We start from the raw sequence: 23,047 nt of genomic DNA, 5'->3' as shown, positions 1-23,047 counted from the left end.
ATCAAGATGAGTTTCTCCGATATTTTCATCCGGCGCCCCGTGCTTGCCACGGTGGTAGCTCTCATGATCATCCTGCTGGGCTTTCAGGGCATCGCGCAGCTGACCGTGCGTGAATATCCGAAGGTCGACGAGACCGTCATCACCGTCACGACGGCCTATGCGGGCGCGAGTGCCGATCTCATTCAGGGCTTCATCACCGCTCCCATCTCGGAAGCGGTCGCCACCACCGAAAACATCGACTACGTGACATCTTCCAGCCGTCCGTCATCGAGCACTGTGACCGTGCAGATGAAGCTTGGCGCGAACCCCGATGCCGCGCTGACCGAAGTCATTGCGAAGGTCAATCAGGTGCGCGGCAACCTGCCGGACGAATCCGACGATCCGGTCATCGTGAAGGGAACGGGGCAAAGCTTCGCCACCATGTATCTGGCGGCGCAGAACCCGAACATGACCAGTGAGCAGATCACCGAATATCTGGAACGTGTCATCCAGCCGCGCATGTCCACCATTCAGGGCGTGGCAAAGGCTGAAATCCTGGGCGGTCAGGTCTATTCGATGCGCGTCTGGCTCGATCCGATCCAGCTCGCCGCGCGCCAGATCACCGCGCCGGAAGTTCTCGCAGCCATCAATGCGTCGAACTTCCTTTCCGCCCCCGGCACGACCAAGAACGAATATGTGGCCTCGGCCATCACGCTGAAATCGACCTTGCAGACGCCGGAAGCCTTCGGTGCGATGCCGATCAAAACCTCCGGCGATCAGATCGTGCGCCTGCGTGATGTGGCCAAGGTGGAACTTGCCGCCGAAAGCACGGACACCATCGTGTCGTTCAACGGCTCTGCGGGCACCTTCCTTGGCGTCTATCCGACGCCATCGGCAAATCCCATCGACATGGCGAGCGCGTTGCGCAAGGAACTGCCTTCGATTCAGGCTTCGCTGCCGGAAGGCATGAAGCTGGTGCTCGTCTATGATGCGACCGAGCAGATCAGCTCATCGATCGAGGAAGTGTTCACCACCATCGGCGAGGCGGTGGCAATCGTTATCCTCGTCATCATCGTCTTCCTCGGCTCGTTCCGGTCGGTGCTCATTCCCATCGTCACGATCCCGATCTCGCTGATCGGCGTGTGCTTCTTCCTCTATGTGCTGGGTTTCTCGATCAATCTCCTGTCCCTGCTCGCCATGGTGCTCGCCATCGGCCTTGTGGTGGACGACGCCATCGTGGTGCTTGAGAATATCCACCGGCATATCGAGGAGGGCCTCAGGCCCATGGATGCCGCGTTCAAGGGCATGAAGGAAATCACCGGCTCGATCATCGCCATGACGATCACGCTGGCGGCTGTGTTCGCCCCGCTCGGCTTTACCGGCGGGCTGACCGGTTCGCTGTTCCGCGAATTCGCCTTCACGCTGGCGGGCGCCGTCATCATCTCAGGCGTCGCGGCACTGACGATTTCGCCGATGATGTGCGCGCGTATGCTCAAGCATGGCGACCAGACCCGGTTCCAGAAGTTCATCGACAGCACCTTCTCGCGTTTCGAGAAGTGGTATCATCGCCGTGTGTTCAACTCGCTCGATTATCGCGGGATCACGCTGATGATCGTGGTGGCGCTGATGGGGCTGACCGGCTTCCTGTTCATGAACACGTCGAGCGAACTGGCGCCTGAAGAAGATTCCGGCGCGCTGTTCTCGATGTTCCAGGCGCCGCAATATGCGACCTCCGCCTATACGAACCTCTACGCCGAGCAGATCGACGAACTGACCAAGGATCTTCCCGAACTGAAGACCCGCTTCCAGATCGTCGGCATGGACGGCGGCACGACGTCGGGTATCGCATTGTGGGTATTGAATGACTGGAACGACCGCGCGCGTTCGCAAAAGCAGATTCAGGAAGACCTGACCGCGCGTATTTCCAAGGTCGCGGGCGTGCAAGCGTTCATCTTCGCGCCTCCATCCCTGCCGGGCACGGGCGGCGGTCTGCCGATCTCGATTGCCCTGCAATCGACCGGCCCGGCTGATCAGGTGTTCGAGCTTGCCGAGGAAATCAAGAACGAGGCGCAGGCTTCGGGCCAGTACATTATCGTGCAGAACTCGCTCTCCTTCAACGCGCCGCAGACCACGATCACGATCGACCGTGACCGCGCCGCGTCGCTTGGCGTACAGGTGAGCGATATCGGCTCGACGCTCGGTCTTCTGACCGGCGGCGCATCGATTGCCAAGTTCGACCGCGATTCCAACAGCTACGACATCATCACGCAGGTGCCGGATGCCTATCGCTCGAACCCGGAAAAGCTGGGCGATTTCTATGTCCGCAGCGTCTCCGGCTCAATGATCCCGCTGTCCTCGGTTATTTCGATCAACCAGAACGCATCGCCTGCCGCCATCGAACAGTTCAACCAGCTGAACTCGGCCACGATTTCGGCACTGCCGCTGCCGGGCGTCACGACCGGGCAGGGGCTGCAAACCCTCGTGGACCTGACCCAATCCAAGATGCCGGAAGGCTTCTTCCTGGATTATTCCGGTCAGTCGCGTCTCGAAGTGGAGCAGGGCAACACGATCCTGATCGCCTTCGGGCTTGCCGTCATCGTGATCTATCTGGTGCTGGCGGCGCAGTTCGAAAGCTTCCGCGATCCCTTCATCATCATGATGTCGGTGCCGCTGTCGATCTTCGGTGCCATCGTGCCGCTCAATATCGGCCTTGGCACGCTCAATATCTATACGCAGGTCGGCCTCATCACGCTTGTCGGGCTGATTACCAAGCACGGCATTCTGATGGTGGAATTCGCCAATCAGCAGCGCCGTCTGCACGGTCTTTCGCGCCGCGATGCAATCGTTGTCGCAGCCGAAACGCGCCTGCGTCCAATCCTGATGACCACGGCGGCCATGGCGCTCGGCGTTGTCCCGCTGATCACCGCCACCGGCGCCGGCGCGGCGGCCCGTTACTCGATGGGGCTGGTGATTTTCACCGGTATCGTGATCGGTACGATGTTCACGCTGTTCGTGGTGCCGATGTTCTACACCTTCATCGCAAGGAAGGATGTGGAAGGCGAGTTCGCAGCGCCGCACAAGGAGGGTGGAGAACCCGTGCCGGCGCCACATCACTGAAACTTGCTTTGAAAGCGTAAAAGGGCGACCTATTTTAAGGTCGCCCTTTTTATTTGTTGCGGTGCACCCGCGTCGCCCAGCCCCATATGAGTCAGCATGATACCTTTGTCCGTTCTCGATCTTTCGCCCGTTCCCGATGGCAGCGATGCTGCGCAATCCCTGCGCAACACACTTGAACTTGCGCAACAGGCGGAAAAGCTCGGCTTTCATCGCTATTGGCTGGCCGAACATCACAACATGCCGGGCATTGCCAGCGCCGCCACATCGGTGGTTATCGGCTATGTGGCGAATGGCACATCGACCATCCGCGTCGGTGCTGGCGGGGTGATGTTGCCGAATCATTCGCCTCTGGTGATTGCCGAACAGTTCGGAACGCTGGCCTCGCTCTTTCCCGGCCGCATAGATCTCGGTCTCGGTCGCGCGCCCGGCACGGACCAGATCACGGCCCATGCGCTGCGCCGCAATCTCGACAGCGACGCCAACGCCTTCCCGCAGGACGTGGTGGAACTGCTCAATTATTTCAAACCGGCGGAACCTGGCCAGCGCGTGCGCGCCGTACCGGGCGAGGGGTTGAACGTGCCGGTGTGGATTCTGGGGTCCAGCCTTTTCGGCGCGCAACTGGCTGCCATGCTGGGCCTGCCTTACGCTTTCGCATCGCATTTCGCGCCTGCCGAAATGGAACGCGCCGTCGCGCTTTACCGTGAACGTTTCGAACCGTCCGAATATCTGCAAAAGCCCTATGTCATGCTCGGACTCAATGTGATTGCCGCCGATACGGACGAAGAGGCCAACTATCTCTTCACCTCGCAATTGCAGTCCTTCGTGAACCTGCGCACTGGTCGTCCGGGCAAGTTGCCTGCGCCTGTCGATGGCTATATGGAAAAGCTCGATCCGGCAGCACAGGCGCTTGTTCGCCAGATGTTGTCATGCCGCGTCGTCGGCGGTCCCGACACCGTGGCGAAAGGCATCGAGGCCTTCGCCGCCAGCACCGGCGCGGACGAACTGATGATTACCGGCATGATCCATGATCATGGCAAGCGCCTGCGTTCCTATGAGATCGCCAGCAGGTCGATTGCGTGAGGATCGTTTTCCCGGGTGACTTCGCCCAGCAGCCAGTCGCGAAAGGCGTTCACCGCCGGTAAATTGGTGCGTGCCTTTGGCGTGACGAAATAATAGCTGCTGGGGCTTTTGACCGTGTGTGGAGAAGCCACCACCAATTGCCCGCTGTCGATTTCCGAACGGATCAGGAAAAGCGGCATCAACGCGACGCCGAGACCCGCGATACAGGCCTGCGAGACATTGGAAAACTGCTCGAACCGCATCCCGCCCGGAACGGGCACGGTGATGTCGAGGCTGCGGAACCAGTAATCCCACGCGCCGGGCCGCGATGCCATATTGAACAGCGGCAGCTTCAGAAGATCGGCGGGCGCCGATACCGGATGATCTTTCAGAAAGGCGGGGCTACAGACCGGAGCCACGATTTCATCCATGAGAAACACGCAGTCGGCATTCGGCCAGTCCGGCTGGCCAATGTGGATGGCCGCATCGAGACCCTCGCGATCGAAATCGAACTGCCCGATGCGCGTCGCGAAGTTGAGAATGATATCGGGATATCTCGCCACGAAACGCGGTATGCGCGGGATGAGCCAGCGCGTACCGAATGTCGGCAGGAATGCCAGGTTGAGCGTACGCCCGCGCATCTGCGACATGATCTGAAGCGAGGCAGCGCGGATCGATGACAGCGCCGGACCCACTGCCTTGAGATAGGCGCGTCCTGCATCGGACAGCACTACGTGACGGCTCGTGCGGTCGAAAAGCGCCGTGCCGAGCTGTTCTTCCAGCCCGGCGATCTGTCGGCTCACCGCGCCCTGGGTGAGCGACAACTCTTCGGCCGCGGCCGAAAAGCTCTCATGTCGCGCCACCGCGTCGAAGGCGGCGAGCGCACTTGTGGATGGAAGCAGGCGGCGCGATATCGAAGTCATTATTTATTACTAAACGGAATAGATCGATGAGTAAACGTCGATTGCGCATGGTTTTCTGTCGGTCCATATTCCGTGCAAACCCACATTGAGGAGAATTCACTGATGTCACGTGCGGCTTTTAGCTGGGAAGACCCGTTTCTGCTGGATGACCAGCTTACCGAAGACGAACGCATGATCCGCGATTCGGCACAGGCCTTCGCGACCGATGTGCTGCTGCCCCGCGTGGAAAAAGCCTATCTCGACGAAACCACCGACCCGGACCTGTTCCGCCTGATGGGACAATCTGGCCTGCTCGGCGTCACCCTGCCGGAAGAATATGGCGCGGCCAATGCCAGCTATGTGTCCTACGGTCTCGTGGCGCGTGAAGTGGAACGCGTCGATTCCGGCTATCGCTCCATGATGAGCGTGCAGTCCTCGCTCGTCATGTATCCGATCTATGCCTATGGTTCGGACGAACAGCGCAAGAAATATCTGCCGGGCCTCGTTTCGGGCGAGTTGATTGGTTGTTTCGGCCTCACCGAGCCGGATGCCGGTTCTGACCCCGCAGGCATGAAGACCCGCGCCGAAAAGATCGACGGCGGTTATCGCCTGACCGGCTCCAAGATGTGGATTTCCAACGCTCCCATCGCCGACGTGTTCGTGGTCTGGGCCAAGTCGGCTGCGCATGACAATGCCATTCGCGGCTTCGTGCTTGAAAAGGGTATGAAGGGCCTTTCCGCACCGAAGATCGGCGGCAAGCTCTCGCTGCGCGCGTCCATCACCGGCGAAATCGTCATGGATGGCGTGGAAGTTTCCGAAGACGCACTTCTGCCGAATGTATCGGGCCTCAAGGGGCCGTTCGGTTGCCTCAACCGCGCCCGCTACGGCATTTCCTGGGGCGTTCTGGGGGCCGCCGAGGATTGCTGGTTCCGCGCCCGTCAGTACGGTCTGGACCGCAAGCAGTTCAACAAGCCGCTCGCGGGCACCCAGCTTTACCAGAAGAAACTGGCCGACATGCAGACGGAAATCGCGCTCGGTCTTCAGGCATCTCTGCGCGTCGGGCGTCTTTTCGATGAACACAAGATGGCGCCGGAAATGATCTCGATCGTCAAGCGCAACAATTGCGGCAAGGCGCTCGACATTGCGCGCCAGGCCCGCGACATGCATGGCGGCAACGGCATCCAGATCGAATACCACGTCATGCGCCACGCGCAGAATCTGGAAACCGTAAACACCTATGAAGGCACGCATGACGTTCATGCGCTGATCCTCGGGCGCGCCCAGACCGGCATTCAGGCATTCTTCTGATCGCCGCATAAAAAGCCTTCAATTCTGGGCCCGTTCGCAGTTCGCGGGCGGGCCTTTTCATATTCATACGGGATTGCTGAAAATGCAGAACACACCGCTTGACGGTCTCAAGGTGGTCGAACTGGCGCGCATTCTGGCTGGGCCATGGGTAGGGCAGACGCTCTCCGATCTGGGCGCGGATGTCATAAAGGTCGAAAGCCCGGAAGGCGACGATACGCGCAAATGGGGGCCGCCATTCATCGATGTGGAGGGCGAACAGTCCGCCGCCTATTTCCACGCCTGCAATCGCGGCAAGCGCTCGATTACGGCGGATTTCCGCACCGACGAGGGCCGGGCACTGGTACGGCGCCTCGTGGCTGACGCCGATGTGGTGATCGAGAATTTCAAGCTTGGCGGCCTCGACAAATATGGCCTCGACTATGAAAGCCTGAAGGCCATCAATCCGCGCCTGATCTACTGTTCCATCACCGGCTTCGGCCATACCGGTCCCTATGCCGAGCGTGCGGGCTATGATTTCATGATCCAGGGCATGGGCGGCATCATGGACCTGACGGGCGAACCGGATGGCGAACCGCAGAAGATTGGTGTCGCCTTTGCCGATATTTTTACCGGCCTTTATAGCGTGATCGCCATTCAGTCCGCGCTCATCATGCGCGAGCGCACCGGCACGGGCCAGCATATCGATATGGCGCTGTTCGACTGCATGTCGGCTGTTCTGGCCAATCAGGCCATGAACTACCTGGCCTCCGGTGTCTCGCCGAAGCGCATGGGCAATGCGCATCCCAATATCGCGCCTTACCAGACGCTTCCCGTTGCAGACGGTTATTTCATCATCGCCTGCGGCAATGACGGACAGTTCGCCAGGCTGACGACGCTGCTGAGCATCGGGGAAGTTGCGACTGATGAAAGATTCGCCAGCAATTCCGCGCGCGTCGCCAACCGCACGGCACTGACAACGCTTCTGGAAGAACGCACCCGCCAATGGAAGCGCGACGACCTTCTGGCCGAACTTGCCGGAATCGGGGTGCCGGCCGGCCCGATCAACACGGTCGCCGATGTGTTTGCAGACCCACAATTCGAGGCGAGAGCGATGAAAATCGATCCGCAAGGGGTTCCAGGCCTGCGCACGCCCATCCGCTTCTCCAATGCCGAACTGAAGCTCGACAAACGCTCCCCGAAACTGGGCGAGCATGGCGATGCGATCCTTTCGGAAATGGGCAAAGACTGACCCAAATATCGCCATCGACCAGACGCGCTCTTCATCGAAGGGCGCGTTTTTGTTTGTCATGCATCGATATGAAGTGAATTTCTCTAATCAAGAAACAACTGTAACCCCTTGCGGGGAAATATATTTTCTATGTTCTTGAGAGAAGATGGTGCGGTCGAGAAGACTCGAACTTCCACGGGTTGCCCCACAGCGACCTCAACGCTGCGCGTCTACCAATTCCGCCACGACCGCCCGTGGTAGGAGCCGAACTCCGTCGGCGAGTGGGCATTTAGCAAATCACTTTGGGGTGCACAAGCCCCATCTGCAGCTTCCGGCAATCTTTTTGAAAAAGAATGTGAAAAAGCTGGCACTGAAACAGTGTGGAACTCGCCTAAAGCCCGATTTTCCGGGCTTTTTCAAAGGCTTCTGCAATTCAGAAAAAATCCGGAAAAATGTCACACGATGAGGATGGCCTGCCGAAACAGGCACCCAAACCGACGCGCTGAAGCAAAAGAAGCGAATCCCGATTCCTCCAGATTCGCCAAACCCCTTGCAAAATCAGTCCGTAAATCCCTGAAGGCGCTTGATATCTTCAATGCGCTTCACCGTTTCCGTATACCCGGCATCGATGGCTTCGGATGCGCGATGAAAGTCGGCAAGCCCGATGTGCCCCACGATAGGCATCAGTGACACGTCCGGGGGATCGCCAGCCATGCGGGCGCGCGAAATACGATCCTGAATGATGTTGAAGGCTTCCATCATCACGCCGGTAATTCCGAGCCGAGCTTCTTTTTCGCCGTGATAATTGTCGGACAGCCCTTCCTGTCGCGACTGCGCATGTTTGATCACCGCAGCACGTCCATACTGGTCATAATGCAGATTGACCGCGAGAACGAGGCGCTGCTCGTAGGCGCGGCATACGGATACCGGCACCGGATTGACCAGAGCGCCATCCACCAGAACGCGATTCTGCCAGCGTACAGGCTCGAAAACGCCGGGGAGGGCATATGAAGCACGCATGGCATCGACGAGCGGCCCCGACGAGAGCCAGATTTCGTGACCGGTGCGCAACTCGGTGCAGATCGCGACAAAGGGCCGGTCCAGCTCTTCGATGAGCAACCCGTCCAGATGTTCGCGCAGGCGGTTGTCCAGCTTCATGCCGCCAAACAGACCGCTGCCGCGGAATGTGATGTCGAGGAGATTGAACATGCGCCGCCGCGTCAGGCTGCGGGCAAACTCTTCCAGTTCATCCAGCTTTCCAGCCAGATAACAGCCGCCGACGAGGGCGCCGATGGAGGTTCCGGCGATCATCTCTATATCGATATTGGCTTCGTCCAGGGCGCGCAGAACGCCGATATGCGCCCATCCGCGCGCAGCCCCGCCGCCAAGCGCCAGCGCGATCCGGTGTGGCTCACGACCGATTTCGGGCGTTTCAACGATCTCTTCCGCCAAAGGCGCGGCATCGCCGGTTGCGGCTTTCCGCTTCGACCCCCATGCAAGCATCACGATGGACACCCCTTCGTTTCGGCTCGAAAACAAAAAATTGAAGCGTGTTTCTCAAGTACAAAAATATGCAGACAATAAATACCGCAAATTGATGGCGCGAACCCTATTCGCGCCATCACATCCTTTTGAACGAATTTAATGCTCGTGATCGCAAGTGCCTTGAATAGCCAGCGATATATCGCCGTTTTCGGTTATGACCTGACGATAGAAACAGGAGCGGCGGCCAGTATGGCAGGTCGGGCCGTCGCCCGCCACGCGGACCTTCAGCCAGAGCGCATCCTGATCGCAATCGGTACGCAGTTCGATCACGCTTTGCTGATTGCCCGACGTTTCGCCCTTCTTCCAGAGCGTGTTGCGCGAGCGCGACCAGTAATGGGCGATTCCGGTTTCGAGGGTCAGGCGCAATGCTTCCTCGTTCATATGGGCGACCATCAGCAATTCGCCGTCGCGCGCGTCGGTGACGACGGCGGTGATGAGACCGGACGCGTCGAAGCGCGGCATGAATGCCGCGCCTTCTTCAACCGCCTTCTTGTCGGAAGGCTGTGCAGGAAAAAAGCTCATTGTCTTGCCTAATGCCGCTTATTTACGGGTAAGGGTCATGAAACGAACCTGCTCCTCCACATTACCCTGCATTTCGCCGGTAAAGGTGGTGGTGATGGTCGTCGAACCCTGCTTGCGGATGCCGCGCATGGCCATGCACATATGCTCGGCCTCAATCATGACGGCGACGCCGCGAGGCTTCAGAATGCGCTGGATGCTGTCGGCGATCTGGGCGGTGATGCTTTCCTGCGTCTGAAGGCGGCGTGCGAAAATATCGACAACGCGCGCGATCTTGGAAAGCCCCACCACCTTGCCATCGGGCAGATAGGCCACGTGTGCCTTGCCGATGATCGGCACCATGTGGTGCTCGCAATGCGAGTGGAACGAAATGTCCTTCACGAGAACGAGATCGTTATAACCGCCGACTTCTTCGAACACCGTACCCAGAACTTCTTCCGGGCTTTCGGTGTAGCCTGCGAACAGTTCCTTATAGGCCTTGGCAACGCGTTTCGGCGTTTCCAGAAGGCCTTCGCGATCCGGATTGTCACCGGCCCAGAGCAGGAGCGTGCGTACGGCAGCTTCGGCATCGGCCTGCGTCGGCATACCGTGCAGGGGCGTTATATTTGCCTGCTGCTTTGCGGACAGGCCGGTTTCGTCATTTTCTTTGAGGATGCGCGCGTCCATCAGTATTCTCCAGTAGTCTCCTTCAGGGAGGAGACGAGTTAAACGGACAATACAACGATACGCTTTACGAGCGGGCGATGTATTGATCCGGCGGCTTATGGTCACCGGACAGGTTTTCGTGCGGCTGCCCCCTGGTTCTGTGCTAATCTTGCCCATAGCGCAGACGCCACTTGCCTATTATATAGATAGGAAATTGCAACTTCAAACCGCAGTCGGATATAAATTTGGTTTTTCTCCGGCGCAGCGGAAGGTTCGCCCATATGATCGACGATATTTATAACAAACGTATCCTTGAATTTGCCGGAAACATAGAGCGCCTCGGGCGCCTTTCCGAGCCAGATGCGGTTGCTAAGGTCCATTCCAAGCTCTGCGGCTCGACTGTCACCGTCTATCTCAAATTGGCTGACGGTATCGTGACGGATTTCGCGCATGAGGTGAAAGCCTGCGCGCTCGGTCAGGCATCGTCGTCGGTCATGGCGCGTAATATCGTCGGCGCAACCACGGACGAACTGAAAGCTGTCCGCGAAGCGATGTACAAGATGCTGAAGGAAGACGGCCCCGCGCCGGAAGGCCGTTTCGAAGACCTCAAATATTTCGAACCGGTCCGCGAATACAAGGCGCGTCATGCCTCGACGCTGCTCACTTTCGATGCCGTGGTCGATTGCATCCGGCAGATAGAGGAAAAGGCGAAAGCCGCTTGATGTGTTCCTGCGGCAAGGATCACGCGGGCAAGCGCCAGCCGAAACGCTTCAGCCGGAATTTCACCGATCCCTGGCGCAAGACGCCGGGACGGCTGATCGGTACGACGCTCGTCCGGTTTTATCAGGTTACATTGTCATCCCTTATCGGCAATTCCTGCCGGCATCTGCCGACCTGCTCCGAATATGCCTATGAGGCGATTGCCCGTCACGGCCTATGGAGTGGCGGCTGGATGGGGCTTTTTCGCGTCTTGCGATGCGGACCTTTCGGCACGCACGGCTTCGATCCGGTGCCACGAAGGCTGGCCGACGACATGAAATGGTTTCTGCCCTGGCGTTATTGGCGATGCTCGTCACCCAACCGTGACTTCTGACAGTTTTTTGTTAGCTGATTATAATTCATTAAGGATATCAACGTTTCATTGAGAATTGGAATTTAAGGGTCAGGACCTATTGATTTGGTGGAAATGGTGTGTGGCCATCCGTTTGGATACGAGGAGAAAAGGCGAAGGAAATGTGGTTCATTTTCGAGACTTTTCGACGCTGTAGCCGGGCGGATGGACCACATCCTTCGGACACCGAAATGCCAAGGCCGAAAATTGGCGATCTGCTGCGTCAAGCCGCTCAACCGGGGAACCACCCCGTTTTTCGCGTCTTTCCTTGCAGTTCTTGTCATTTCAGGTGCCATTTTCATCAAATTAACAGGTCCTGACCCTAAGGCTGCGTTGCGGTCTTTTTCGGGCCGCATTTTGCCTGCAAGTCCCCCTCGGCGTTCATATTCCTGCGAGCTATCATGCTGAAATCATCGTCCCGTTTTTCGCGTCTCATTGCCTCTCTGGCGCTCGGTGCGAGTGTGCTTTGTACATCCGCGTCGATGGCGAGTACCTCGTGGGTCGTCTTCGATGCGGATAGCGGGCGGATGCTCGGTCAGGACGACGCGCATCTCCAGCACGCTCCCGCCTCGCTGGCGAAAATGATGACGCTCTACCTCGCTTTCGAAGCGCTCAAGACCGGCAGGCTGCATTGGGACGATGCAATGCCGATATCGAAGAACGCCGCCTCCAAGGTTCGCATGAAGCTTTGGCTGAAACCGGGAGAAACGATCACGGTACACGACGCCATCTATGGCATGATCGTGGTGTCCGCCAACGATGCGGCAACGGTGATGGGCGAATATCTGGGCGGATCGGAGGCGGCATTTGGTCGGCTAATGACGCAGCGCGCGCGTCAGATCGGCATGAAAAGCACCTTCTTCGTCAATCCGTCGGGGCTAACGGCAAAGGCCACCCAGCTCACCACTGCGCGCGACATGGCCATCCTCGGCATGAGCCTTCGTCGCGATTTTCCCGATGAGTACGCGCTTTTTTCCACGCGCTCCTTCACGTTCCGCAACCGCGTGCTGAACGGCCACAATAGTTTGATGTATCGCTATCAGGGCGTGGATGGCATCAAGACCGGGTACACCGACGTTTCAGGCTATAACCTCGTTTCCTCCGCCATTATCAACGACCGTCATCTCGTCGGCGTCGTGCTTGGCGCCGGATCGGCGCGGCAGCGCGACGACCAGATGGCCAAGCTGCTGACGCGCTTCAGCACCGAAAAGGCTGACAATTCCGAACAGGTTGTCGCCATGACGCAGCCTACAGCGCACAAACTTGCACCCGCCAGGCCGAAAACGGACGCGGTTGCCGATCTGATCGACGATTCCAGCATCGAACAGGGCGATGGCGGCTTCCTGATCGCATCCGCCGCCAGCGCATCGGTCTGGACGATCCAGCTCGGCGCAACGCCGACGCTCGCCGGAGCCAAACAATTACAGGCGAAATACCGTCCGATCGTGGCCAAGGTCGCGCCCGGTCTCAAAGCTGAAATTTCGCCGGCAAAAAAACGGCGTACTGTCTATCGCGTTCGCTTTGCCGGATTCAGGGATTCGGAATCGGCGGAAAAAGCCTGCGTGCAGATGACGCGCCGGAACATCGCCTGCCTCCCGATCAGGAACTGATCTCGCATCGGCCAGAAGCGTACAGGTGCTCCTGATACGGTCAGTGTGTCGCGCTTTACTGACCAGGTAAAAGGGATTAGAAGCCAGCATGGTGGATTTGAAATTCCTGCCATTTGCTTGGCATCTACGTTCAGGAACTTCAAATCCGTAAACCACACTAGACTTCATTTTCATGCGCATGAACCCACCCGCAATCGTTGGCGGGACTGGATAAGGACGAATAGAATGTCGAATACCGTTTCCATGCAATTTCCCGATGGCTCTGTACGTGAATACGATGCGTCGATGACCGGCGCGGGCCTTGCGGAATCCATTTCCAAATCCCTTGCAAAAAAGGCCGTAGCCTACGCCGTCGACGGCGTTGTGCGCGATCTTTCAGATCCGCTCGGCACTTCCGGCAAGATCGAGATTCTGACCCGCGAAGACCCGCGCGCGCTCGAACTCATCCGTCACGACACGGCGCACGTGCTTGCCGAAGCCGTGCAGGAGCTTTTTCCTGGCACACAGGTCACCATCGGTCCGGTGATCGAAAACGGCTTCTATTACGACTTTGCCCGCAACGAACCGTTCACGCCCGATGACCTGCCGGTGATCGAGAAGAAGATGCGCGAGATCATCCAGCGCAACAAGCCTTTCAGCAAGGAAATCTGGTCGCGTGAAAAGGCCAAGCAGGTCTTTGCCGACAAGGGCGAGAGCTACAAGGTCGAACTTGTGGATGCGATTCCCGCCGGGCAGGACCTCAAGATTTATTATCAGGGCGACTGGTTCGACCTCTGCCGCGGGCCGCATATGGCCTCCACCGGCCAGATCGGCAATTCGTTCAAGCTGATGAAGGTTGCCGGCGCCTACTGGCGCGGCGATGCCAACAATCCGATGCTGACCCGCATCTACGGCACCGCTTTTGCCAATGACAACGATCTTCAGGCCTATCTTCATATGCTTGAAGAAGCCGAAAAGCGCGATCACCGCCGCCTCGGCCGCGAAATGGACCTGTTCCATTTCCAGGAAGAAGGGCCGGGCGTCGTGTTCTGGCACGCCAAGGGCTGGAAGATGTTCCAGAACCTCGTCAGCTACATGCGCCGCCGCCTCGACAGCCACGGCTATCAGGAAGTCAACGCACCACAGGTGCTCGACAAGTCGCTCTGGGAAACCTCGGGGCACTGGGGCTGGTATCGCGACAATATGTTCAAGGTGACCGTTGCCGGCGATGAAACCGACGACGACCGCGTGTTTGCGCTAAAGCCCATGAACTGCCCCGGCCATGTGATGATTTTCAAGCATGGTCTGAAATCCTATCGCGACCTGCCGATCAAGCTCGCTGAATTTGGCAATGTTCATCGTTACGAGCCATCGGGCGCATTGCATGGCCTCATGCGCGTGCGCGGCTTCACGCAGGACGATGCGCATATTTTCTGCACGGAAGAGCAGATGGCGGCGGAATGCCTGCGCATCAACGATCTCATCCTGTCGGTCTACAAGGATTTTGGCTTCGAAGAGATCACCATCAAGCTCTCGACCCGCCCGGAAAAGCGTGTCGGTTCGGACGATCTGTGGGACCGCGCCGAAAGCGTGATGACGGGTGTTCTGGAGCAGATCCAGCAGCAGTCGAACAACATCAAGACCGGCATTTTGCCGGGCGAGGGCGCTTTCTACGGGCCAAAGTTCGAATACACGCTGAAGGACGCCATCGGCCGTGAATGGCAGTGCGGCACCACGCAGGTCGACTTCAACCTGCCGGAGCGCTTCGGCGCCTTCTATATCGACAAGGATTCGGAAAAGCGCCAGCCGGTGATGATCCATCGCGCCATCTGCGGTTCGATGGAACGTTTCCTCGGCATCCTGATCGAAAACTTCGCCGGACACATGCCGCTCTGGTTCGCTCCGGTACAGGTTGTCGTCGCAACGATCACCTCCGATGCCGACGAATATGCGGCCGAAGCGGCAGCGAAGCTGAAGGCGGCTGGTCTTCAGGTCGCCACTGACCTGCGCAACGAGAAGATCAACTACAAGGTCCGCGAACATTCGCTACAGAAGGTTCCGGTCATCCTTGTCTGCGGCAAGCGCGAAGCGGAAGAGAAGACCGTCAACATGCGCCGTCTGGGCTCGCGCGATCAGGAATCCATGACGCTCGATGAGGCCATTGCACGGCTGGTGGACGAGGCGACCCCGCCCGATCTCCTTCGGCTCAAGAATGGTGGATGATAAAAATAAAGGCCGCGCACTGCGCGGCCTTTATGTGTCGTGGATAACGGATCAATCCATGCTGTCTTCGACAGTCTCGGATTCGCCATTGGCGACGACTTCGACTTCTTCATTCTCGCCCGACGAAACCTTGAAATCCCGCTGATAGATGCGGTCCTTGTTCTTGGCGACGGCAACATAGTCGCCTTCGATCAGCACCATGGACGAATAAGCGCCGACACTCTCGCGCACCATATCGCCGGAAGCGTTCAGGATCGACCAGGACGTGTCGGCAAGGGCTTCGCCGCCGCGCTCGCGCACGAGCTTCAGTGTCACTTCGGCGGCGCGATGCTGCACCGTCGCTTCGGTGAGTTTTCCGGCTTCCACGCGGATATCAGCGCGGATGATGGCGTTGGCCGTGCCGTAATTGGAAACGACATGGTAAGTACCGCTATTGAGGCGGATGACCGTATTCGGCTTGACATCGGGAACGATGAGCGAGCGGTCGCTATTGTCTTCATCCGTATAGATGGAAAAACGCAGCAGATCGTTGTTGATCTTGCCGCCATCCGGCAGGATGGCACTCAGCTTCATCCCGCCCGCATCGAGCGTCATCACTTCATGGCGCGTGGCATTGCCGATTGTGATGCGCTTGGTAGCGCCTGCGCGCCCATAGGCCACATGAACCAGATAGCTGCCTTCCGGGAGGTTGAATACCGCGCTTCCGCCCTGTGCGCTTGCAATGAGCGGCAGTTGCCCGTCAGGACCGACATCGGGCGCGAAGACACGCCAGACCAGCCCGGTTGGGATATTGCCGCCGTCATCCGCAAGACGCGCCTTCAGGTCGAGTTCACGCGTCTGGACAAGCGGATTATTCTCGGGACTCGACGGCGAGGCGTAAGTGTTCAGCGTCGGCAGGTCGAGCGACGGCTGCGGCAGGTCGGGCAAGCCGCTCGTCGTGCCCTGCAATTGGGGAAAGCCTGACTGCGGATCGATCCCTTGCGCCATTGACGGCACGGCGCTCCAGACAATGGCTGCCGCCATGGCGAACAAACGACTGTGCGAGACGGGTTTTCTCTTTGGGCAGGGCAGGTTGAAGCGATCCGACATGCTGCATTTTTGAGCCTATGCGGGTGGCGAATTCAAGGCCAAATCGCTCTGACCCTCCGTATTTATCGAACTTCCGCCAATTGAAGCCGGTTTTTGCGCGACACGCCGTCCCGTTACTTTACTGCCTGCGCACGGTCGGGCAGAATCAACCCCATGGAATGATTTCCGAAATCACCGGTCAATTTCGGAGTTTTGACTTTACAGCCAGAATGCATCGGGCGAGAAGGGGCGGCTCCCGAATTTGTGGGGCAGAACTGGTAATATGTAATATCAAGCGACGAGGTTCCCTGTGACGCATCCAGTGGTCGATTTTCTGGCACAGCGCAGTTCCACCCCGATTTCCGCCATCGCCGGACATGCTCCCGAAGGCGAAGAGTTGGCCGCTCTCCTGAAAATTGCAGCGCGTGTGCCCGACCACGGACGCCTGACGCCCTGGCGCTTCATCCTTTATCGCGGCGATGCCCGCCTGAAAGTCGGCGAATATCTGGCTGAACGCGCGGAAGAGCTGGAAGGACCGCTCCCGGAGGGACGCAAGGAAAAGGAACAGACCCGGTTTTCGCGGGCACCACTCGTTATTGGCGTAATTTCGTCGCCCGTCGCGCATGAGCGTATTCCCGAGTGGGAACAGTTCCTCTCCGCCGGTGCGGTGGCGATGAACCTTTGCATCTCCGCCAACGCGATGGGATACGCCACCAACTGGATCACGAACTGGTATGCGGACGACGCTCCCGCGCGCGCCTTTCTCGGGCTTGCGCCCAACGAACGCGTCGCCGGATTCGTCCACATTGGAACATCGCGGAACAAGATGCCCGAACGCCCAAGAGCCGACATGGAAAAGATCGTTTCCGAATATTCCGGCCCATGGGAAAGCGCTTAGGATCAACTTTAACAGCATCATCTAACAGACGGATATGCATATGTTTTACGAACCGAGGGAAGGGCACACGCTGCCCCATAATCCGTTCAAGGCAATCGTCGCGCCGCGCCCCATCGGATGGATCGGCACGCGGTCGAAGGAAGGCGCGGTCAATCTCGCGCCTTACTCGTTCTTCAACGCGATCTGCGATACGCCGCCCATGGTCATGTTTTCGTCGTCCGGGGTGAAGGATAGCGTTACCTTCATCGAGGAAACCGGCGAGTTTACCGCCAATCTCGTGAGCGAGAACCTGAAGCTCCAGATGAATGCGTCATCCGTGAACGCACCGCGCGGCGTGAACGAATTCGACTATGCGAACCTGACGAGAGCGCCATCGAGGCTCATAGCTGCGCCAAGGGTGAAGGAAGCTTACGCAGCACTGGAATGCGTGGCGGTTGAGATCAAGCGCCTCCAGGACAAGGAAGGCAGGCCCACCGACAGTTACATGGTAATTGGCGAGGTTGTCGGCGTGCATATCGACGAGCAGGTTCTGACCGATGGTCTCGTCGACATCTCGAAAGCCAAACCGGTCGCGAGGCTCGGTTATATGGACTACGCAACGACGGAAAGCGTCTACCAGATGTTTCGGCCGAAATGGGACGGTGAGACGTAAGGCATTTCCGGCAAGGACACTTCCTTCAAGGGTTGGCTTACAGCCCTTTTTTCTTGGCTTCGCTCCAGATCGCTTCCATTTCGTCGAGCGCTGCGGCATCAAGACCGCTTCCCGTCTCGTTTAGCGTCTTTTCGATGAAATGGAATCGCCGCCGGAATTTCTCGTTGGCCGAGAGAAGTGCGGTTTCGGCATCGACATCGAGATGACGGCCGAGATTGACCATGGCAAAGAGCAGGTCGCCATATTCTTCCTCGATATTGGCGCGATCCTGCGCGGCCATCGCTTCTTTCAGTTCGGCAGTCTCTTCCGCGATCTTGTCGAGGATAGGTGCGGCTTCTGACCAGTCGAAACCGACCTTTGCCGCCTTTTGCTGAAGCTTCAGCGCACGCAGAAGGGCAGGGAAGGCCTGCGGAATATCGTCCAGAAAGCCATTATTCTCGGTGGTTTCCAGCCCAAGCTTCGCGCGCCGTTCGACGCGTTCGGCTTTTTCCTCCGCCTTGATGCGGTTCCACGAGCCCTTGGCCATCCCGGCGCTTCTCGCTTCCGCATCGCCAAAGACATGCGGATGCCGCCGGATCATCTTGCGCGTGATGGCTTCAACCACATCGCCGAAAGCGAAGCTGCCCTGTTCCTCGGCCATGCGCGCATGGAACACAACCTGCAACAGAAGATCGCCAAGCTCCTCACGCAAGTCGTCCATATCGTTGCGCTCGATGGCATCGAGGACTTCATAGGTTTCCTCAAGCGTATAGGGCATGATCGTCTGGAAGGTTTGCTCCACGTCCCATGGACAACCGGTTTCCGGGGTGCGCAGCGCGGCCATGATTTCCAGCAGGCGATCGATATTGCGGGACGGTTTCATCTTCGCTCCACCAAACTTGTCTATACCGTGTCAGTCAATTCAGGAGAATCGCGCCGGATGACTTGAAGTCCGTTGCCGATTTTGCATAGTCGGCCCGGGATCGCATATCGGGGCGGCATGTTCAACAAGCGGATACGTAAACGATGACAATTCTTGTGACTGGCGGCGCCGGCTATATCGGCTCCCACACCTGTGTTCAGCTCATCGAGGCTGGCCATGACGTCGTTGTGGTCGATAATTTCGACAACAGCCACCCGGAAGCCCTGCACCGCATCGAGAAGATAACCGGACGCGCACCGCGCCGCGAGGCGGGCGACATTCGTGACCGCGCGTTTCTGGAACAGGTGATCACTCATCACAAATGTACCGCGGTCATTCACTTCGCCGGACTGAAGGCGGTCGGAGAATCAAGCGAAAAGCCGATGCTTTATTACGACTGCAACGTCGTCGGCACGCTGCGTCTGTTGCAGGCGATGGAGGCCACCGGCGTCAAGACGCTCGTTTTCAGTTCCTCGGCCACCGTTTACGGCGATCCGCAGAAATTGCCCATCACCGAGGACCAGCCGCTTTCCGCGACCAATCCCTATGGCCGCACGAAGCTGGTCATCGAGGATATGCTTCGCGACATCTATAATGGCGACAATAGTTGGAAGATCGCCATTCTGCGCTATTTCAACCCGGTAGGCGCTCATGAGAGCGGTCTCATCGGCGAGGATCCGAAAGGTATCCCGAACAATCTGATGCCGATTATCGCGCAGGTGGCGACCGGTCGCCGCGAGAAGCTGAACGTCTGGGGCGACGACTATGCCACGCCGGACGGCACGGGTGTGCGCGACTACATCCATGTGGTGGACCTTGCAGCCGGACACCTGAAGGCACTCAAGAAGCTCGACACGCCGCAATGCTTCTCGGTCAATCTCGGCACGGGGCAGGGCTACAGCGTGCTGGACGTCGTGAAGGCTTTCGAACACGTATCGAATCGCGAAATCAAATACGAGATCGCGCCGCGCCGCCCCGGCGATGTCGCGGAATGCTATGCCGACCCCGCTTTCGCCCGCGATTTTCTGGATTGGTCGGCTGAAAAGAACCTTCGGGAAATGTGCCAGGATATGTGGCACTGGCAATCGAAAAACCCGAACGGCTACGAGTGAGCCGATAGGTGCTGCCTTGCGTTGAGGCAGCACCTGCCAGATGGCCTGCGCCGTGATCGCACGCAGGCTTTCCCACGGCGGAAAGAAAAGCCACGCAACCGCCGCAGCGGAATAGACCGGCATTTTTCATTCACGAACAGACGCTTGCGGGATTTTCAGGATAAGCGTAGGAACGGGCAGGGAGCTTCCCTGCCCTTGTTTTCGAGAACCGCAGGAAGCTCTTCAGCAAAGCGCGCACTGACAGAAGAAAGGCCTATCCATGGCTGAAACAGGCAAACAGGATTTCGATCAGGAAGCCCTTGCGGAAGCCTACGATCGCGCGCTGGCGCTGGAAAAATCCGGCGATTTCGATGCTGCTGCAAAGGCTTATGAGGAAGTTCTGAAGCTTGATCCTGACGATCATGGTGGCGCCGCCGTGCGGCTGGCCAGCATGGGGCGCGGCGCGGTGCCTCTGAAGGCGCCCGACGCCTATGTCGCGACGCTTTTCGACCAGCACGCCGAAATGTTCGATACGATTCTCGTCGATCAGCTAGGCTACGATGTTCCGCTGCAATTGCGTGAAATGCTCATCGAAATGGATGGCGATTTTCTCGCGCAGCGTATGCTCGATCTGGGCTGCGGCACGGGTCTGTCGGCCGATGCCCTCGATGACATGGCCGAACACAAGACCGGCGTCGACATTTCCGAGAACATGATCGAGGTGGCTTTTGAAAAAGGCGACTATCAGGCGCTGTTCGTCGGAGAAGCCGTTCGCTTCCTTGAAACGACCGAGGAAGCGGCCTGGGATCTCATCGTAGCAACCGACGTGCTGCCTTATATGGGCGAACTGGACAAATTCTTTGCCGGCGTTGCCAACCATCTTGAACCCGGCGGCTATTTCGGCTTCTCAAGCGAAACACTGGACGATTCACGGCTCGCGGGCCGCGCATTCATCGTTGGCGACTATCAGCGCTTCGCTCATGCGCAATCCTATGTGCGGGCTACTCTGGACGCCCATGGAATGGATTGCCTGCGCTGCGAGAACATTACCGTTCGAAGCGAACAAGGGCAGCCGGTTCCTGGCCATCTTTATATCGCACGACGTCGATAGCCGGTCTGGCGCACAGAATAGTTCCATAATATACGTTATGCAACTGGCGTACCGACAGATGGGTGCACAAGGCCGCGCGCGAGGAATGCCCCCAAGAGCCAAGGATAACCGGCCTGCTCTCACATCGCAGCCGATCGATCACGCAGGATTGATATCGCCGCACGAATTGACCTGCCTTTGCTTTCCGGCTTTGATTTCAATCATTTCAACGCTTCTTCCGATGTGAGACACGCGCGAGACGATGCAGGCCTCACCAGCCTATAAGACCAAAGCATGCATGTACTCGCCATTCATATGGGCTATTACCCGAGCGGCGCTGAAGATCCCTGATCGGAAAGAGCAGCATCTTGCTTTTACGACAGCGAGCGCCAGTTCCGGTGCCCAGCTCTGGTACAAAGCCGGAAGTGAGGAAGGTAGACTTGAAGATGTTGGAATCACGTATCCGAAACAAATCGCTTCGCGACAAGATCGTCACCGCTGAACAGGCCGCGGGTCTCATCAAGGACGGTATGATCGTCGGCATGAGCGGTTTCACCCGTGCAGGCGATGCTAAGGCCGTTCCCGTCGCCATGGCAGCCCGCGCCGCGACCGATCCTTTTCAAATCACGCTCATAACCGGTGCCTCGCTCGGCCACGACGTCGACAAGCTTCTGACGGAAGCGCATGTGCTGTCCCGGCGTATGCCCTTTCAGGTGGACCGCACGCTCCGCGCCGCCATCAACCGCGGCGAAGTCATGTTCATCGACCAGCACCTTTCCGAGACGGTCGAGCAACTGCGCTCGAACCAGATCGGCCCCATCGACTACGCGGTCGTCGAGGCTCTGGCGATCACGGAGAGCGGTGGCATCGTTCCCACCACCTCCATCGGCAATTCGGCCAGCTTTGCCATTCTGGCCGAGAAAGTCATCGTGGAGGTCAACCTCAACCAGCCCATGGCGCTTGAAGGGCTGCACGACATCTATATCCCGACGAAGCGCCCTTCCCGCGATCCGATCCCCGTCATGGCCTGCGACAGCCGCGTCGGCCTGCCCTATATACCGATCCCGGCCGAAAAGATCGCCGGCATCGTCATCACACAGGAAAACGACAGCGCCTCGACGGTGGAACCCGCCGATGGCGGGACGATTGCCATCGCAGGACACCTGATCGGTTTCCTGATGCAGGAAGTCGAGGCCGGACGCCTCGACCTGACGCTCAATCCCTTGCAGGCTGGTATCGGCACCATCGCCAACGCCGTTTTGAACGGTTTTTCCGACAGCCCTTTCCACAATCTGCGTATGTATAGCGAAGTGCTACAGGACAGCACCTTCGATCTTTTCGATGCAGGAAAACTCGATTTCGCCTCGGGAGCGTCGATCACGCTTAGCCCCGCCTGCGGCGAACGTGTGTTCAACAATATCGACCGCTATCGCGACCGTCTCATTCTGCGACCGCAGGAAATCAGCAATCATCCCGAAGTCATTCGCCGCCTTGGAATCATCGGCATCAATACCGCGCTGGAATTCGACATTTATGGCAATGTGAATTCCACCCATGTCGATGGCACGCACATGATGAACGGTATCGGCGGTTCGGGCGATTTTGCACGCAATGCCTTCATTTCAATATTCGTCAGCAAATCGGAAGCCAAAAACGGTGCGATATCCTCCGTTGTCCCTATGGTCACCCATGTGGATCACACCGAACACGATGTCGACATCCTCGTGACCGAACAAGGACTTGCCGATCTGCGCGGACTGGCTCCACGCGAGCGCGCCCGCGTGATTATCGACAACTGCGCCCACCCGGATTACCGCGACCAGCTCAACGATTATTTCGAACGCGCCTGCCAGCGCGGCGGTCACACCCCTCACCTCATCGAAGAAGCCTTCAGCTGGCATCAGCGCCGTCGCGATACAGGCTCCATGCGCGGCTGATACAGATGCCCGGCGCCCATTGCGGCGCCGGTTAAATGGCCACCGGCAAATTCGGGCCTGCTACGGCCCTTTTTTTACAATGTTGTGCTTCCAAGATGTTTCTGCATATATTAGAAAACTATCATTTATGTCTTGCCGCGACAGTTCTTTTGAACATAGTTGTGCCGTTATGCATTTCATCGTAACATATAGCTACTATGCTACCT

Annotated in this window: 19 protein-coding genes and 1 tRNA gene; 13 read left to right on the top strand and 7 right to left on the bottom strand. The window is 58.1% G+C overall.

What is annotated here, in order from left to right; genetic code table 11:
* Positions 1 to 6 precede the first annotated feature (6 nt).
* Together FHS76_RS16605 and FHS76_RS16600 are read left to right on the top strand one after the other, a co-directional pair.
* Complete coding sequence (locus FHS76_RS16605) at positions 7 to 3,096, top strand: efflux RND transporter permease subunit (protein WP_183655244.1); 3,090 nt, start codon at positions 7 to 9, stop codon at positions 3,094 to 3,096.
* Positions 3,097 to 3,192: 96 nt separating this feature from the next.
* Positions 3,193 to 4,176: an LLM class flavin-dependent oxidoreductase gene (locus tag FHS76_RS16600; RefSeq protein WP_183655241.1), complete on the top strand. Its 984-nt coding sequence runs from the start codon at positions 3,193 to 3,195 to the stop codon at positions 4,174 to 4,176.
* Here the strand turns inward: FHS76_RS16600 and FHS76_RS16595 are convergent.
* Positions 4,146 to 5,078 carry a LysR family transcriptional regulator gene (locus FHS76_RS16595; RefSeq protein WP_183655238.1) on the bottom strand — a complete coding sequence of 311 codons (933 nt, stop codon included), beginning with the start codon at positions 5,076 to 5,078 and terminating at the stop codon, positions 4,146 to 4,148. The two genes, FHS76_RS16600 and FHS76_RS16595, sit on opposite strands and share 31 nt — an antisense overlap.
* Before the next feature lie 102 nt (positions 5,079 to 5,180).
* Between FHS76_RS16595 and FHS76_RS16590 the strand changes: the two genes are divergently transcribed.
* Together FHS76_RS16590 and FHS76_RS16585 are read left to right on the top strand one after the other, a co-directional pair.
* Positions 5,181 to 6,365, top strand: a complete 1,185-nt coding sequence (locus tag FHS76_RS16590; RefSeq protein WP_183655235.1) for an acyl-CoA dehydrogenase — start codon at positions 5,181 to 5,183, stop codon at positions 6,363 to 6,365.
* An 82-nt stretch (positions 6,366 to 6,447) separates the two neighbouring features.
* On the top strand, positions 6,448 to 7,593 hold the full coding sequence (locus FHS76_RS16585; protein ID WP_183655232.1) for a CaiB/BaiF CoA transferase family protein: 1,146 nt from the start codon (positions 6,448 to 6,450) through the stop codon (positions 7,591 to 7,593).
* Between the two features lie 146 nt (positions 7,594 to 7,739).
* Here the strand turns inward: FHS76_RS16585 and FHS76_RS16580 are convergent.
* From FHS76_RS16580 to folE, 4 genes are all read right to left on the bottom strand, one after another.
* A tRNA-Leu gene (locus FHS76_RS16580) sits at positions 7,740 to 7,824 on the bottom strand.
* Between the two features lie 306 nt (positions 7,825 to 8,130).
* Positions 8,131 to 9,078, bottom strand: a complete 948-nt coding sequence (locus tag FHS76_RS16575; RefSeq protein WP_183655229.1) for a patatin family protein — start codon at positions 9,076 to 9,078, stop codon at positions 8,131 to 8,133.
* A gap of 135 nt (positions 9,079 to 9,213) precedes the next feature.
* Complete coding sequence (gene hisI / locus FHS76_RS16570) at positions 9,214 to 9,639, bottom strand: phosphoribosyl-AMP cyclohydrolase (RefSeq protein WP_183655226.1); 426 nt, start codon at positions 9,637 to 9,639, stop codon at positions 9,214 to 9,216.
* 18 nt (positions 9,640 to 9,657) lie between these two features.
* On the bottom strand, positions 9,658 to 10,302 hold the full coding sequence (gene folE, locus FHS76_RS16565; RefSeq protein WP_183655223.1) for a GTP cyclohydrolase I FolE: 645 nt from the start codon (positions 10,300 to 10,302) through the stop codon (positions 9,658 to 9,660).
* Between the two features lie 260 nt (positions 10,303 to 10,562).
* Between folE and FHS76_RS16560 the strand changes: the two genes are divergently transcribed.
* From FHS76_RS16560 to thrS, 4 genes are all read left to right on the top strand, one after another.
* Positions 10,563 to 11,003, top strand: a complete 441-nt coding sequence (locus tag FHS76_RS16560; RefSeq protein WP_183655217.1) for an iron-sulfur cluster assembly scaffold protein — start codon at positions 10,563 to 10,565, stop codon at positions 11,001 to 11,003.
* Positions 11,003 to 11,374, top strand: coding sequence for a membrane protein insertion efficiency factor YidD (gene yidD / locus FHS76_RS16555; RefSeq protein ID WP_183655414.1), 372 nt, complete (start codon positions 11,003 to 11,005; stop codon positions 11,372 to 11,374). Before FHS76_RS16560 ends, yidD begins: the two co-directional genes overlap by 1 nt.
* A gap of 419 nt (positions 11,375 to 11,793) precedes the next feature.
* The gene (locus FHS76_RS16550) at positions 11,794 to 13,002 is read left to right on the top strand and encodes a D-alanyl-D-alanine carboxypeptidase family protein (protein WP_183655213.1); all 1,209 of its coding nucleotides are present in this window, start codon (positions 11,794 to 11,796) and stop codon (positions 13,000 to 13,002) included.
* A 225-nt stretch (positions 13,003 to 13,227) separates the two neighbouring features.
* On the top strand, positions 13,228 to 15,204 hold the full coding sequence (thrS, locus tag FHS76_RS16545; RefSeq protein ID WP_183655209.1) for a threonine--tRNA ligase: 1,977 nt from the start codon (positions 13,228 to 13,230) through the stop codon (positions 15,202 to 15,204).
* A gap of 51 nt (positions 15,205 to 15,255) precedes the next feature.
* On the opposite strand, the gene FHS76_RS16540 is transcribed toward thrS, so the two are convergent.
* Entirely contained in the window at positions 15,256 to 16,227 is a 972-nt protein-coding gene (locus FHS76_RS16540; protein ID WP_374828636.1) for a hypothetical protein, read from the bottom strand.
* A 355-nt stretch (positions 16,228 to 16,582) separates the two neighbouring features.
* Here FHS76_RS16540 and FHS76_RS16535 point away from each other — a divergent pair, with 355 nt between their 5' ends.
* Both FHS76_RS16535 and FHS76_RS16530 read left to right on the top strand, forming a co-directional pair.
* Positions 16,583 to 17,170: a nitroreductase family protein gene (locus FHS76_RS16535; protein WP_183655203.1), complete on the top strand. Its 588-nt coding sequence runs from the start codon at positions 16,583 to 16,585 to the stop codon at positions 17,168 to 17,170.
* 40 nt (positions 17,171 to 17,210) lie between these two features.
* Entirely contained in the window at positions 17,211 to 17,822 is a 612-nt protein-coding gene (locus tag FHS76_RS16530) for a flavin reductase family protein (protein ID WP_183655200.1), read from the top strand.
* 37 nt (positions 17,823 to 17,859) lie between these two features.
* Here FHS76_RS16530 and mazG read toward each other — a convergent pair whose 3' ends face one another.
* The gene (gene mazG / locus FHS76_RS16525) at positions 17,860 to 18,684 is read right to left on the bottom strand and encodes a nucleoside triphosphate pyrophosphohydrolase (protein ID WP_183655197.1); all 825 of its coding nucleotides are present in this window, start codon (positions 18,682 to 18,684) and stop codon (positions 17,860 to 17,862) included.
* A gap of 143 nt (positions 18,685 to 18,827) precedes the next feature.
* Between mazG and galE the strand changes: the two genes are divergently transcribed.
* The 3 genes from galE to FHS76_RS16510 all read left to right on the top strand — a co-directional run bounded on the left by galE (position 18,828) and on the right by FHS76_RS16510 (position 22,841).
* Positions 18,828 to 19,835 carry a UDP-glucose 4-epimerase GalE gene (galE, locus tag FHS76_RS16520; protein ID WP_183655194.1) on the top strand — a complete coding sequence of 336 codons (1,008 nt, stop codon included), beginning with the start codon at positions 18,828 to 18,830 and terminating at the stop codon, positions 19,833 to 19,835.
* A 259-nt stretch (positions 19,836 to 20,094) separates the two neighbouring features.
* Positions 20,095 to 20,925: a class I SAM-dependent DNA methyltransferase gene (locus FHS76_RS16515; RefSeq protein WP_183655191.1), complete on the top strand. Its 831-nt coding sequence runs from the start codon at positions 20,095 to 20,097 to the stop codon at positions 20,923 to 20,925.
* 425 nt (positions 20,926 to 21,350) lie between these two features.
* The gene (locus FHS76_RS16510; protein WP_183655411.1) at positions 21,351 to 22,841 is read left to right on the top strand and encodes an acetyl-CoA hydrolase/transferase family protein; all 1,491 of its coding nucleotides are present in this window, start codon (positions 21,351 to 21,353) and stop codon (positions 22,839 to 22,841) included.
* Positions 22,842 to 23,047 lie beyond the last annotated feature (206 nt).

Source organism: Brucella daejeonensis (genome assembly GCF_014199265.1).
Classification (GTDB): Bacteria; Pseudomonadota; Alphaproteobacteria; order Rhizobiales; family Rhizobiaceae; genus Brucella; species Brucella daejeonensis.
The sequence above is the reverse complement of the archived record's forward strand: the minus strand, read 5'-3'. Positions and strand labels throughout refer to the sequence as shown.